This is a genomic window from Halopseudomonas sp. 4NH20-0008, from assembly GCF_057548395.1.
This window is the reverse complement of the sequence record NZ_BAAJMD010000008.1, coordinates 1-12,290: the sequence shown is the minus strand read 5'-3', so window position 1 is coordinate 12,290 and position 12,290 is coordinate 1. Positions and strand designations below refer to the sequence as shown.

General features: G+C 58.1%; 14 protein-coding genes. 3 read left to right on the top strand and 11 right to left on the bottom strand.

The genetic code is table 11. From position 1 onward, the window contains the following. Positions 1-75: 75 nt before the first annotated feature. From AC27HQ_RS09510 to AC27HQ_RS09460, 11 genes are all read right to left on the bottom strand, one after another. Positions 76-294 carry a DUF2061 domain-containing protein gene (locus AC27HQ_RS09510; protein WP_487155920.1) on the bottom strand — a complete coding sequence of 73 codons (219 nt, stop codon included), beginning with the start codon at positions 292-294 and terminating at the stop codon, positions 76-78. Between the two features lie 183 nt (positions 295-477). Beyond that, positions 478-660, bottom strand: a complete 183-nt coding sequence (locus AC27HQ_RS09505) for a PA3496 family putative envelope integrity protein (RefSeq protein WP_487155919.1) — start codon at positions 658-660, stop codon at positions 478-480. Positions 661-765: 105 nt separating this feature from the next. After that, positions 766-1,401: an endonuclease III gene (gene nth / locus AC27HQ_RS09500; protein ID WP_487155918.1), complete on the bottom strand. Its 636-nt coding sequence runs from the start codon at positions 1,399-1,401 to the stop codon at positions 766-768. Between the two features lie 135 nt (positions 1,402-1,536). Continuing rightward, positions 1,537-2,250: an electron transport complex subunit E gene (locus AC27HQ_RS09495; RefSeq protein ID WP_487155917.1), complete on the bottom strand. Its 714-nt coding sequence runs from the start codon at positions 2,248-2,250 to the stop codon at positions 1,537-1,539. Further along, positions 2,243-2,896 carry an electron transport complex subunit RsxG gene (gene rsxG / locus AC27HQ_RS09490; RefSeq protein ID WP_487155916.1) on the bottom strand — a complete coding sequence of 218 codons (654 nt, stop codon included), beginning with the start codon at positions 2,894-2,896 and terminating at the stop codon, positions 2,243-2,245. The genes AC27HQ_RS09495 and rsxG overlap by 8 nt, the downstream gene beginning before the upstream one ends. A 1-nt stretch (position 2,897) precedes the next feature. Further along, positions 2,898-3,965 carry an electron transport complex subunit RsxD gene (gene rsxD, locus AC27HQ_RS09485; protein ID WP_487155915.1) on the bottom strand — a complete coding sequence of 356 codons (1,068 nt, stop codon included), beginning with the start codon at positions 3,963-3,965 and terminating at the stop codon, positions 2,898-2,900. Further along, on the bottom strand, positions 3,965-6,136 hold the full coding sequence (gene rsxC, locus AC27HQ_RS09480; protein WP_487156057.1) for an electron transport complex subunit RsxC: 2,172 nt from the start codon (positions 6,134-6,136) through the stop codon (positions 3,965-3,967). Before rsxC ends, rsxD begins: the two co-directional genes overlap by 1 nt. Then, entirely contained in the window at positions 6,136-6,717 is a 582-nt protein-coding gene (gene rsxB / locus AC27HQ_RS09475) for an electron transport complex subunit RsxB (protein ID WP_487155914.1), read from the bottom strand. Before rsxB ends, rsxC begins: the two co-directional genes overlap by 1 nt. A 1-nt stretch (position 6,718) precedes the next feature. Then, positions 6,719-7,303, bottom strand: a complete 585-nt coding sequence (rsxA, locus tag AC27HQ_RS09470; RefSeq protein WP_487155913.1) for an electron transport complex subunit RsxA — start codon at positions 7,301-7,303, stop codon at positions 6,719-6,721. A gap of 265 nt (positions 7,304-7,568) precedes the next feature. Beyond that, positions 7,569-9,620: a methionine--tRNA ligase gene (gene metG / locus AC27HQ_RS09465; RefSeq protein ID WP_487156056.1), complete on the bottom strand. Its 2,052-nt coding sequence runs from the start codon at positions 9,618-9,620 to the stop codon at positions 7,569-7,571. A 215-nt stretch (positions 9,621-9,835) separates the two neighbouring features. Continuing rightward, a complete protein-coding gene (locus tag AC27HQ_RS09460; RefSeq protein ID WP_487155912.1) occupies positions 9,836-10,216 on the bottom strand; it encodes a VOC family protein in 381 nt (126 codons plus the stop codon). Positions 10,217-10,457: 241 nt separating this feature from the next. Here AC27HQ_RS09460 and bfr point away from each other — a divergent pair, with 241 nt between their 5' ends. The 3 genes from bfr to AC27HQ_RS09445 all read left to right on the top strand — a co-directional run. Then, the gene (bfr, locus tag AC27HQ_RS09455; protein WP_487155911.1) at positions 10,458-10,922 is read left to right on the top strand and encodes a bacterioferritin; all 465 of its coding nucleotides are present in this window, start codon (positions 10,458-10,460) and stop codon (positions 10,920-10,922) included. Between the two features lie 85 nt (positions 10,923-11,007). Next, positions 11,008-11,709, top strand: coding sequence for a hypothetical protein (locus AC27HQ_RS09450; protein ID WP_487155910.1), 702 nt, complete (start codon positions 11,008-11,010; stop codon positions 11,707-11,709). A gap of 248 nt (positions 11,710-11,957) precedes the next feature. Next, on the top strand, positions 11,958-12,290 hold a 333-nt coding region (locus AC27HQ_RS09445; RefSeq protein ID WP_487155909.1), incomplete at its 3' end, for a contractile injection system protein, VgrG/Pvc8 family.

Genomic DNA, 12,290 nt, shown 5'->3' with positions numbered 1-12,290 from the left:
TAGACTATACCCGAGATGCGCTGGAAAGTTCCTATTGCTTCTTTAAAGCCAAATACCGCTCTCAGGCCGCTCCGATCATGCCTGCATGACCGGAGGGACCTTGATACCAATGCGGTTGCGGCGCTTCTCTTCAATCCGCTTCCAGACCTTTTCATGGAAATGGAATGCAACGGTATTCAAGGCGGGTTCAACCAGCGCGACCGCACCGCCCAGAACCAGATTGCCGGTCATGGCGTACACCACAGCGAAGGCCACAGTGAAGTGCATGACTGCGAATGATGTTGTTTTTGCCATGGTACACCTCGATATCAGAGTGGGAATCAATCCCGATGGATCGAGTGTAGGCGTCTCGAATCGATAGTAAAAACAGATTTATCGAATGATGTTGATTGTTTTAGTCAATTAAGCGGGTGCGTGTTCAAACGGATAGAAAGGGGTGAAGGGAAACGCAGTGCCGGGCAGGCCGGCACTCGGTATTCAAAGATCGAAATCAAAGTCCGTCAACTGCTTTTGCAAGCGGCGTTCTTCCAGATAGTTATCAATCAGTCTGCGCTTGGTCAGACTGGATTTGGAATTTGCCGAGTTGTCGGTATCAGGCGCATCGTCTTCTTCGACGAAGTCGTCATCATCCAGTTCAATATCCGCTTTGGCTTTGGCCATGACTCAACTCCACAATGAAGATGCCATTTGCGCACCTTATATCGGGTGTTATGCATTTGCGGAAATAGAATTTTTCAATCAGCCAATAAGTTTCTGCTTGGCGGATTAATCATTGGTCTTTTGCTTGTAATCACAGAGGTCTTCAATTCTGCAACTACCGCACTGTGGCGACCTGGCCTTGCAGACATAGCGGCCATGCAGGATCAACCAGTGGTGGGCATCGACCAGATAAGCTTTGGGGATGTGTTTCAGCAGATTTTTTTCCACCGCCAGTACGGTTTTACCCGGGGCAATGCCAGTGCGGTTGCTGACGCGAAAAATATGCGTGTCTACCGCCATGGTGGGATGACCGAAGGCGGTATTGAGAACCACATTGGCGGTCTTGCGGCCGACACCCGGCAACGCCTCCAGCGCTTCGCGGTTATCCGGAACCTGGCTGCTGTGCTGTTCGATGAGGATCCGGCAGGTTTCGATCACATTCCGGGCCTTGCTGTTATACAGGCCGATGGTCTTGATGAACTCGCTCAGGCCATCAACGCCCAGGGCATGGATGGCCTCGGGTGTATTCGCCACCGGAAACAATTTGTCCGTGGCTTTGTTGACGCCCACATCAGTGGACTGAGCAGAGAGAATGACAGCGATCAGCAGCTCAAAGGGGCTGCTGTAATTCAGCTCGGTGGTCGGCGTGGGATTGTCTTCGCGCAACCGCCGAAAGATTTCCTCACGTTTCAGTTTGTTCATAGCTGATTCCACTCACCTCAGGGTATCAATAAAGAGCTTTGCTATTCACAGATCAAGCCCAAGACTGATCTTCCAGCTTCCAGCTTCCAGCTTCCAGCTTCCAGCTTCCAGCTTCCAGCTTCCAGCCCCAAGTCCTCAGCTGACCGCCCCGGTCACCCTGACCCGCTTGCTGCCCTTGGCCGGTTTGGCAGCGCGGGCGGCGGCGCGTTCCTTGACCTGGGTATCGATCAGATTTTTCACTGCGATCAGTAGCCCCATGAACAGGAATGCGCCCGGTGGCAGAATGACGAACAGCACATCCTTGTAGTTGGCAAAAACCACGATCTTCCAGTCGGCGGCAATTGGCCCCAACAGAAGATCCATACCGGCGAACAGGGTGCCGTAACCGACCAGCTCACGCAGCATGCCGAGTACCAGCAGCACCAGGGCAAAACCCAACCCCATCATTAAGCCGTCGACTACCGAGGGCAGGATCGGGTTTTTTGAAGCAAAGGCGTCGGCTCGGCCAAGGATCGCGCAGTTGGTCACGATCAGCGGAATGAAAATGCCAAGAATCTGGTACAGCTCAAAGGTAAAGGCCTGCATCAGCAGTTCGATACAGGTGGTCAGTGCCGCGATGATCATCACGAAGGCTGGCAGGCGAACGGCCTCGGTCACGGCGCTGCGGATCAGCGAGACGGCGAAGTTGGAACCGACCAGCACCAGGATGGTCGCCAGGCCCAGACCCAGGGCGTTGACCGCGGTGCTGCTGACCCCCAGCAATGGGCACAGCCCGAGCAACTGCACCAGGCCGGGGTTGTTGTGCCACAGGCCGTCCTTGGTGATATCGACTAAGCGGGTACTAGCCACGGGCAAGCTCCTCGGTGTTCAGCTCAAGCAGTTGATCACGGTTGGCTTCGAAATATTGCAGGGCGCGATACACCGCCTGCACCACCGCGCGGGGGGTAATGGTGGCGCCGGTGAACTGGTCAAAGTCACCGCCATCCTTGCGCACCGCCCAATCTTCTGGAGCGGGCATGCTCAGGGATTTGCCATTGAAGTCCAGAACCCAGGTGCTTTTGTTCAGCTCAACCTTGTCACCCAGACCGGGTGTTTCACGGTGCCGCAGGGTCCGTACACCAGCAATCTCACCGTTGGCACGGATGCCGACCAGTAAGTCGATTCGGCCGCTATACCCATCGGGTGCAACCACCGGCAGAATCACGGCGACCACTTCACCCGCCTGGCGGCCGCGATAGGCAACGGCCTCACCCCTGTGGCCCAGCAACGCGCGGTCTGACAGGCTGAAGCTGTCTTCCAGTAGATCATTGTCATGCTGATCGTGGGGCAGGATTTCATTCAGGGCGCTCATTTGCACCCGTCGCTGTTCCTCGGCAATACGCGGTGCGGTGCCCAGCTGGGTAAAGGCGATCAAACCCACGGTAACCATGGCGAAAACGCCCAGAATAATGCTGTTGCGCAGTACAGAGCTGCCGGCGGTATTGGGGTTTTCCATATCAGTCCACCTTGCCCATGCCGCGTTCGGCCTTGCGATGACCATAGGTACGCGGTGTGGTGTAGTAATCAATGGTTGGTGCGGCCAGGTTCATCAGCAGCACGGCAAAAGCCACGGCGTCGGGGTAACCACCCCAGGCGCGAATCAGGTAAACCAGGATGCCGACACCCGCACCAAAGACCAGACGCCCGAGCTTGCTGGTGGCACCGGAAACCGGATCAGTGATGATGAAAAAGGCACCCAGCATGGTCGCACCGCCGAGCAGATGGAACAGCGGTGAGCCGTTGGAGTCGGACCCGGAGCCGTTCCAGAACAGCAGGCTCATGATGCCCAGCGCGGCGAGCATGCCGACCGGGGCATGCCAGGTGAAGATTTTCTTGTAGATCAACAGCAGGCCGCCAGCCAGATAGGCGATGCTGACCCACTCCCAGCCAATGCCTGAAAAAGAGCCAAACACCGGCTGGGCGGTGTGCAACTCGGCCAGGGTCAGGCTTTTATTGTTTTTCAGTACGTCCAGCGGTGTGGCCAGAGACCAGCCATCAATCGCCAGTGCTGCCGGCGTAAAGACGCGTTGCAGGGACTCGAACAGGCCGAGTATGGGCTGCACATCAGGAAACAGATGTTCTGCTCCACGGAAGGCCGGCCAACTGGTCATTTCCACCGGAAAGGAGATCAGCACCACGGCATAACCAAGCATCGCCGGGTTGAAGGGGTTCTGCCCCAGTCCGCCGTAGAGTTGTTTGCCAAAAACGATGGCAAAGCTGCTGGCAATCAGCACCAGCCACCAAGGCGCCAGAGGCGGCAGGGCAAGGGCCAGCAGCCAAGCGGTGACCAGGGCACTGCCATCACTCAGGAAGAAGCCTAGAGGGCGTTTACGCAGCTTTAGGATCAAGGCTTCGGTGGCCAGTGCAAAGCTGCTGGCCAGCACGATGTTAATCAGCGTGCCCCAGCCAAAAAACCAGGTCATGGCAACCACGCCGGGCAGGGTCGCCGCCAACACCCAGAGCATGATCACCTGAGTGCGGTTGTTGCCGCGGGCGTGCGGTGAGGTGATACGGGGCAGGGCCATCAGAGGGTCTCCTTGCGGGCCATGTGCTCGGCGAAGGCTTTGGCCGCCGCATCCAGTTCAGTGCGCACCCGGGTCAGCTCGGCGCTGGCCGCCTCGTCGTCGGGGCTGTCCTGGGCTGCACGTTCGGCCTTCTTGAAGGCCGCCTTGGCCATGGCCAGGTCGGTCTTCAATTGACGGGTTGCCTCGTCCACCGGTCTTTTCTCGGTCAGTTGCCTGGTCGGGGGCGGTATCGGGCTGTTTTCTTCTGCGGCGTGCAGGGCCTGTTCAGCACTGGCGGCGTTACTCCTGGCCTGTTCGGCGGCGCTTTGCAGGCTGGCATCCTCGGGGTTGGCGGCCAGCTCGCGTTCGGCTTTTTTCAGCGCGGCGTTGGCCATGACCCGATCCAGCTTGGCTTTTTTCAGCGCCTCATCGACGGGCTTGGCGGTGGCTTCAGCCGGCGTGGCGGTTTCGCCCGCAGCGGCCTCGTAAGCCTTCTGGGCCAGATCGGCGGCCTGCTCGAGTGCCGGTATCTGTGCCTGCAGTTCGCTGTTGTCAGGGTTGGCGGCCAACTGTTTGTGGGCTTTCTTGACCGCCATTTGCGCAGTGGCAGCAGCAATCTTCAGTTGCTTCTGCTCAGGACTCAACCCGCTGGGCTTCTGTGCCTGCAGCCGTGCTACGTCGGGTTCGGCGTTGCTGTCGCTGACTGGCTCGCTGCTGCTGGCCTGACTTTCCTTGGCGGCTTTCATGCGTGCGGCCTTTTCCGCACGAGCCTGGCGATCCAGCTCTTTCTGCTCGGCCTCACGCTGCAGGCGTTCCTGACGCTGTTCAAAGCGCTGCTTGGCATGATCGGACTTGTGCTGCTGCAGGTCCTGCACGCGGATCTCGGCCTTGGCGGCGCGATAGTACTGCACCAGCGGGATACTGCTGGGGCACACGTAGGAGCAGGCGCCGCATTCGATGCAGTCGAACAGGTGCTGACGCTTGAGCTGTTCGTAGTCCTTGCCCAGGGCAAACCAGTGCAACTGTTGCGGCAGCAGTTCGGCCGGGCAGGCTTCGGCACACAGGCCGCAGCGAATGCAGGCCTGGGCCGGTGGCGGTGGTGGCAACTCGTCGAGCGTCGCTGCAAGCAGGCAGTTGGTGGTTTTGATAATCGGCGCGTCGAGGCTTTGCAGAGTGAAGCCCATCATCGGGCCGCCCATGACCAGGCGGTGCAAGCGTTCGGGCTGCAAGCCGGCGAAGGCCAGCAGGTCGCGGATCGGTGTGCCAATCAGCGCTTCGACATTGGTCGGGCGGCTGAGGGCGGCCCCGGTCAGGGTGGTAATGCGCTTGATCAGCGGTTGGCCAAGCACTACGGCGTCGTGAATGGCAGCCAGGGTATTGGTGTTCATGCAGACCATGCCAATATCCGCTGGCAGACCACCACTGGGTACTTCCAGGCCGGTGAGAATCTGGATCAGCTGCTTTTCACCGCCGGACGGGTATTTGGTCGGAAAGACCACCACCTGCATGGCTTTGTCACCGACAGCGGCGCCCATGGCGGCAATCGCTTCGGGCTTATTGTCTTCAATGCCAATCAGTATCTGCTCGGGATTTAGCAGGTGGCTGATGATGTCGATACCCGCGACGATGGCGTCGGCGCGGTAGCGCATGACGGTGTCATCAGCGGTAATGTAAGGCTCGCACTCGGTGCCGTTGACGATCAGGGTATGGATTTTCTGTTCCGGTCGCGCATTCAGCTTGACGGCGGTCGGAAAGCCCGCGCCGCCCAGTCCGCTGATCCCGGCCTGACGAATCAGCTCGAGCAGGGTGGTGGGCTCCAGAGCGCGGTAATCGGCAACCGGGTTGAGCTCTGTCCACTGATCCTGGCCGTCGCTGTCGAGGGTGATGGCCCACTCGTCCAGTCCGGAGGCATGAGGGAAGGGGGCGGGGCCGATGGCCGTGACGGTGCCTGAGGTAGGCGCATGCAGGGGGCAGCTGACCAGTCCGCTGGCTTCGGCCAGCATTTGTCCCTTGAGAACCTTGTCGCCAACGGCTACCAGGGGTTCGGCCCGGGCGCCGATATGCTGTTGCAGGGGCAGAATCAGCTGTTTGGGCAGGGGTGCCACTTCCAGCCCGCGCTGGGTGGATTCATGCTTGTGTTCTGCGGGGTGAATACCGCCTGGAATATCCCAGATTCTCACCTTGGCCAGCATCATGCAGCTCCCTGTTGGGCGTCAGTGGCAATCAGTTTTGCCGCGGGCAAGGGGAATTCCCACTTCCAGTTCTGCGCGGTAGTCGGCAACGGCAGCATGTCGATACAGTCTACGGGGCAGGGCTCGACGCACAGGTCGCAACCGGTACATTCATCAATAATCACGGTGTGCATCTGTTTGGCGGCGCCGAGGATGGCATCGACCGGGCAGGCCTGGATGCATTTGGTGCAGCCGATGCATTCGGCTTCGCGGATGTAGGCGACCATTTTCGGTTTTTCTTCGCCATGCTCGGCATCCAGCGGCGGCGCTTCTATGTCCAGCAGGTCGGCCAGGGCGTGAATGGTGGATTCGCCGCCGGGCGGACATTTGTTGATCGGCTCGCCATTGGCGATACCTTCGGCGTAGGGCTTGCAGCCGGGGTGGCCGCACTGGCCGCACTGGGTTTGCGGGAGTAGGGCGTTGATCTGGTCAACAATCGGGTCGCCTTCGACTTTGAAGCGAATGGCGGCATAGCCGAGGATGGCGCCGAAGATCAGCGCCAGGCCCAGCAGGACGAGAATGGCAGTCAGGACGATGGACATGTTAGAGCCTTATCAATCCGGTAAAGCCCATAAAGGCCAGTGACATCAGCCCGGCGGTGATCATGCCGATGGCCGCGCCCTGAAACGGAGCGGGCACGTCGGCAATGGCGATGCGTTCACGCAGGCCGGCGAACAGAATCAGAATCAGTGAGAAGCCCAGTGCGGCGCCCAGGCCGTAGACGGCAGATTGCATAAAGGTCTGTTCGGCGCGGTTGGTGTTCAGCAGGGCGACGCCCAGTACCGCGCAGTTGGTGGTAATCAGCGGCAGAAAGATGCCGAGTACGCGGTACAGCAGCGGGCTGGTCTTGTGTACGACCATTTCGGTAAATTGCACGACCACGGCAATCACCAGAATGAAGGAGATGGTGCGCAGAAATTCCAGTTCAAAGGGCACCAGAATGTACTGGAAGGTCAGGTAGCTGAGAATCGACGCCAGCGTCAGCACAAAGGTGGTGGCCATGGACATGCCAATGGCGGTCTCCAGCTTGCCGGACACGCCCATAAAGGGGCAAAGGCCGAGAAACTGCACCAGCACAAAGTTGTTGACCAGTATGGTACTGATCAGGATCAGGGCAAATTCTGTCATGTTACCTAACCGTTAATGAGTGCTGAGAGTCCGCATGAGTCTGATGACTCTGTGCTTGCGGTATTGCCAGCCGCCTGTTTTGGACACGCTGTTAATACGTCCTTGTAAGCTCGCTATGCCCATCCCGACCGCCATGGATGGCGGAAGTGTCGAAAATGCAGGAGCAATTTTCGACCTGGGCATAGACGGTCCAAAACAGGCGGTTGGCAACACCGCTTTAATCAGCCTGCAATCCCTCAAGAAAAACCAGGCTACTCGCCTTGTGCTACTTAACCCGCTGCCCAGGCTTGGCGCCTGAATCCGGGCTCAACAGGTAAATCTCCTCACCGCCTGGGCCAGCCGCCAGCACCATACCCTCAGACAGGCCGAATTTCATCTTGCGTGCCGCCAAATTGGCTACATAAAGTGTCAACTTGCCTTCCAGCTTGCTGGGGTCAGGATAAGCGCTCTTGATACCTGAGAACACATTGCGTTTGGCATCACCAATATCCAGCGTCAAGCGCAGCAGCTTGTCTGCACCCTCAACAAATTCGGCCTTTTCGATCAGGGCTATGCGCAGGTCCACGGCGGCAAAGGTATTGAAGTCAATCTCTGCTGCCAGTGGTTCCTTGCTCAACTCACCGTTACCAGCAGGCGCAGCGTTGGTTGTTGTGGCTTCCAGGTCTTCCTTGGAGGCCTCAACCATGGCGTCGATTTTTGCTGGTTCGATGCGCGTCAGCAGGGGCGTAAAGGCGTTCAATTGGTGGTCGGCCAACAGCGTTTTGTGGCTGTCCCAGTTCAGTTCCGGTTCGTTCAGGAAGGCTTCCGCATCGGCGGCCAGTTTTGGCAATACCGGCTTGAGGAAGATCACCAGCTGGCGGAACAGGTTGATACCCAGGGCGCAGATCGCCTGCACTTCAGCCTGCTTGCCTTCAACCTTGTTCAAGGCCCAGGGCGCCTTGTCGGCAATATAGGCGTTGGCCTTGTCTGCCAACGCCATGATGTCGCGCATGGCGCGGGAGAAGTCGCGCTTCTCATAGGCGTCAGCAATGCCTGGCGCGGCGGCAGCAAAGGCGTCGGTCAGTTCCGGGGCCGGGTTGGCCGCCACCATGACGCCGTTGTTGCCCTTGTGAATAAAGCCCGCGCAACGGCTGGCGATATTCACCACCTTGCCGACCAGATCGGAGTTCACCTTCTGTATAAAGTCGTCCAGGCTCAGGTCCAGATCTTCGACGCCGCGGCTCAGTTTGGCAGCGTAGTAATAGCGCAGGTATTCCGGCGACAGGTGATCCAGATAGGTGCGGGCCTTGATAAAGGTGCCGCGCGATTTGGACATTTTCTGGCCATTCACCGTCAGGTAACCGTGCACGTTGATGCCGGTCGGCTTGCGGAAGTTGGCGCCTTCGAGCATGGCCGGCCAGAACAGCGCATGGAAGTTGACGATGTCCTTGCCGATAAAGTGATACAGCTCGGCCTTGGAGTCGCTGCTCCAGAAGGCATCAAAGTCCAGATCCGGACGGCGTTCACAGAGGTTCTTGAAGCTGGCCATGTAGCCGATGGGAGCATCCAGCCAGACATAGAAGTACTTGCCCGGCTCGCCGGGGATTTCAAAGCCGAAGTAGGGTGCATCACGGCTGATATCCCATTCCTGCAGGCCCGAATCCAGCCACTCGGCAATCTTGTTGGCTACCGCGTCCTGCAGGGCACCGCTGCGCGTCCAGCCCTTGAGCATGTCGCTGAAGTCCTGCAGGCGGAAGAAGAAGTGCTTGGAGTCCTTCAGTACCGGGGTGGCGCCTGAGATCGCCGAGCGCGGGTTCTTCAGCTCAGTGGGCTCGTAGGTGGCACCGCATTTCTCGCAGTTGTCGCCGTACTGGTCTTCCGCCGCACATTTGGGGCAGGTGCCCTTGATAAAGCGGTCGGCCAGGAACATGGCCTTTTCCGGGTCGAAGTACTGTGTAACCGAACGGGTGGCGATATGCCCAGCCGCCTTCAGGCGCTCGTATATCAGCTCGGAAAAGTACTTGTTTTCGGCCGAATGCGTGGAGTGATAGTTGTCGAAATTGACCAGAAAATCAGCGAAATCGGCAGTATGCTCGGCTTTGACGTTATCTATCAGCTGCTCGGAGGTAATGCCTTCCTTCTCTGCCCGCAACATGATTGCCGAGCCGTGGGCATCATCGGCACAGACGTAGACGCACTGGTTGCCGCGCAGTTTCTGAAAGCGCACCCATATGTCGGTCTGAATGTACTCAAGCATATGCCCCAAATGGATCGAACCATTGGCATAGGGCAGGGCGCTGGTAACCAGAATCTGACGGGGCGTGCTATGGCTGGACATGGACATTCGGCTTCTGTTGGTGTCGGGTGGAAAAGGGGGGAATGATACCTGTTTGAGGGGCGGGGGTCATCAGGCAGTCGTGATGCGGCGTGTACGGCGCTGGACTTGAGCGTTGTGCAGGGAATGGCTAGATACGTGCTAAATGCGAGTTACCTAAAACAAGCCCCGTCTCAAGTGTCGGGGCTTATTCTCGGAGCGCAATGCTACCTGGTCGATCAGACCATGCGGTGTAAGGCGCAGATCTTGTTGCCTGACGGGTCGCGCAGGTAGGCGAGGTAGAGTTGTACGCCGTTGCCCTGGCGAACGCCCGGTGGATCTTCACAGGCTACGCCACCTGCAGCGAGACCCGCGGCGTGCCAGGCGTCAGCCTGTTCCGGGCTTTCCATGGCAAAGCCGATGGTGCTGCCGTTGCCGTGGCTGGCGGGCTGGCCATCAATCGGCTTGCTGAGTGCGAAGGTGCCGGTCTTGGTGAAGTAGAAGCAGCGGCCCTTGTCGTCGATAACGCCGGGTTTGCAGCCGACAACGCCGAGGATGGCGTCGTAGAACGCCTTGGAGGCCTGAATGTCGTTGGCGCCGAGCATGACGTGACTGAACATGGTGTTTCCTTTGTTTGTCTGAAATGGCCTGAGTGTGTTGTTGTCAGGGTAGCCAAGACTCAGGCGAATCGGCTGTTGCGTCAATGGCTATCGCGGCCATCTGCAGCCCATCTGTTACCTGATTTGACTATGGCCTCTCGAGCCTGCAAAGAGGGTGCAATGAAAGGATGCAATGAATTGTTCAGCGCCGCCTTAATCGGGCACAATCGACCTACATGTATTGGAGCTGGAGATAGTTGCCATGAAGGTCCATCAGGACGTTGTTGATTGCCTTGTCGCCTTGCTGCGCGGTGAGCTGGGCGCGCGTGATCAGTACTTTCTTCACTCGCGGTTATATGAAGATATGGGCTTGGCCAAGCTGTACGAGCGCATCAATCATGAGATGGAGGAAGAAACCCAGCACGCTGACGCCATCCTCAAGCGCATCCTGTTTCTGGAGGGTAAGCCGGATATGCGGCCTTTAGCCATCCTGCCCGGTTATACCGTGCCTGACATGCTGGCAGCTGATCTCAAGCTCGAGTACGAGGTGCGTGACAATCTGGCCAGGGCCATCACCCTGTGCGAAAAGCACGGTGATTATCAGACCCGCGAGATACTTGAAGTCCAGCTCAAGGATACCGAAGAAGACCACGCCTATTGGCTTGAGCAGCAACTGCGGTTGATCAACCTGGTGGGCCTGGAAAATTATCTGCAATCACAGCTATGATCATCTCAGGCCCTGAATACCGGGCTTGAAGCAGCGCCAGGGGGCGTGCTGCGCTGCATGGATAACTGAAAAGCGAGGGAACGCAATGAGCAAGGCTAACGCTATAGTGGTGTTGTGTCCCAAACGTCCAGACCTGTTGGGTCAGCCGCTGCTGGGTCATGTGGGTTGGGGTTTTGAACTGCCTGACGGCCAGTGGATGGTGGCTGCGGTTGAAGGTGATCAATGGGCTAACGGCAATCGTCTGAATGGCTTCTGGTCATATCGGGTGCCGGGCTTGCAGCAGGCATTGCAGGTCTTTGCCAACATGGTTCACCAGGGTGCGGAGTACAACTACTACAAATTTCTTACTATGACTGACCAGGTCTGGCCTGATCCGGATGCCGCCATGCACGTCATGGCCTGGGTCAGCGCTCAACGCTACGAGCTGTTCGGGCGTAATTGCATGAACTCGGCTTACGATGTACTGCGTGCCTTTTCACGCGGCGGTCATTTCAATGGCCGGGTGTTGCCCTCGCCAGAGCATAACTGGATTCCCAATGGCTGGTTCAATGCCATTCAGGTTCCGGATCACGACTTCCATTATTTACCACCCGCTTCCCAGGGTGTTCGGGCCTTTGCACTGGAACCCTTCGAGATCACGGTTAGCCCGCAGTGCCCTGACTGGCGCAAGCCTGAGTCACCGGACTACCTGCCCCTGACGACGGCCCCCAGCGAGCCGCTGCAGGCTGTCCATGTTGAGCCGCCAACGACGCAACCGGCTACCGAGTTGATTGAGATCGACGACTAATACCCTGCTTTTCTCTCAGGGTCTGTAAGCGCCTGAAAGGGATCCTGAACGAGCTAAGTGCGCAACTTCTTGCGCACTTAGCTCGTTGAATACAAACGGATTTTTCTGCCGATCAATGGCCAAGTGCCTGCCGATTTTGTCTACCCGCGCACATTTTTTACCACGCATTTCTGCGATAATCGGGCGCCTGTATCCATACAGGTCTGCAGACCACTCTGCATGTCGCTTACCCGATCAAGGAAGATAGGATGTTCGCCCCAGCCAATCAGGCCGACTTCACCCTCGCTATCCCCGGCATCAGCCACGACTTCAAGGTGCTGTCCTTCGACGGCGTCGAGCAGATCAGCCAGCCTTACCGCTTCGAGCTGGTCCTGGTCAGTGAGCGCCCGGATCTGGATATCGAAACCCTGTTGCAGCAACCGGCCTTTCTAAGCTTTGCCGGGCAGGACAAGGGTATCCACGGCCTGATTCACCGCGTCGCCCAGGGCGATGCCGGCAAACGCCTGACCCGTTATCACCTGCGTCTGGTGCCGCACCTGTTCTATCTGGGCCTGCGCACCAACCAACGTATTTTCCAGCAT

Excerpts from the sequence above, each read along its gene's own strand:
- AC27HQ_RS09510 (WP_487155920.1), bottom strand. The coding sequence starts at position 294 with ATGGCAAAAACAACATCATTCGCAGTCATGCACTTCACTGTGGCCTTC.
- AC27HQ_RS09505 (WP_487155919.1), bottom strand. The coding sequence starts at position 660 with ATGGCCAAAGCCAAAGCGGATATTGAACTGGATGATGACGACTTCGTC.
- nth (WP_487155918.1), bottom strand. The coding sequence starts at position 1,401 with ATGAACAAACTGAAACGTGAGGAAATCTTTCGGCGGTTGCGCGAAGAC.
- rsxD (WP_487155915.1), bottom strand. The coding sequence starts at position 3,965 with ATGGCCCTGCCCCGTATCACCTCACCGCACGCCCGCGGCAACAACCGC.
- AC27HQ_RS09460 (WP_487155912.1), bottom strand. The coding sequence starts at position 10,216 with ATGTTCAGTCACGTCATGCTCGGCGCCAACGACATTCAGGCCTCCAAG.
- metG (WP_487156056.1), bottom strand. The coding sequence starts at position 9,620 with ATGTCCAGCCATAGCACGCCCCGTCAGATTCTGGTTACCAGCGCCCTG.
- rsxG (WP_487155916.1), bottom strand. The coding sequence starts at position 2,896 with ATGGAAAACCCCAATACCGCCGGCAGCTCTGTACTGCGCAACAGCATT.
- bfr (WP_487155911.1), top strand. The coding sequence starts at position 10,458 with ATGAAGGTCCATCAGGACGTTGTTGATTGCCTTGTCGCCTTGCTGCGC.
- rsxA (WP_487155913.1), bottom strand. The coding sequence starts at position 7,303 with ATGACAGAATTTGCCCTGATCCTGATCAGTACCATACTGGTCAACAAC.
- rsxB (WP_487155914.1), bottom strand. The coding sequence starts at position 6,717 with ATGTCCATCGTCCTGACTGCCATTCTCGTCCTGCTGGGCCTGGCGCTG.
- AC27HQ_RS09450 (WP_487155910.1), top strand. The coding sequence starts at position 11,008 with ATGAGCAAGGCTAACGCTATAGTGGTGTTGTGTCCCAAACGTCCAGAC.
- rsxC (WP_487156057.1), bottom strand. The coding sequence starts at position 6,136 with ATGCTGGCCAAGGTGAGAATCTGGGATATTCCAGGCGGTATTCACCCC.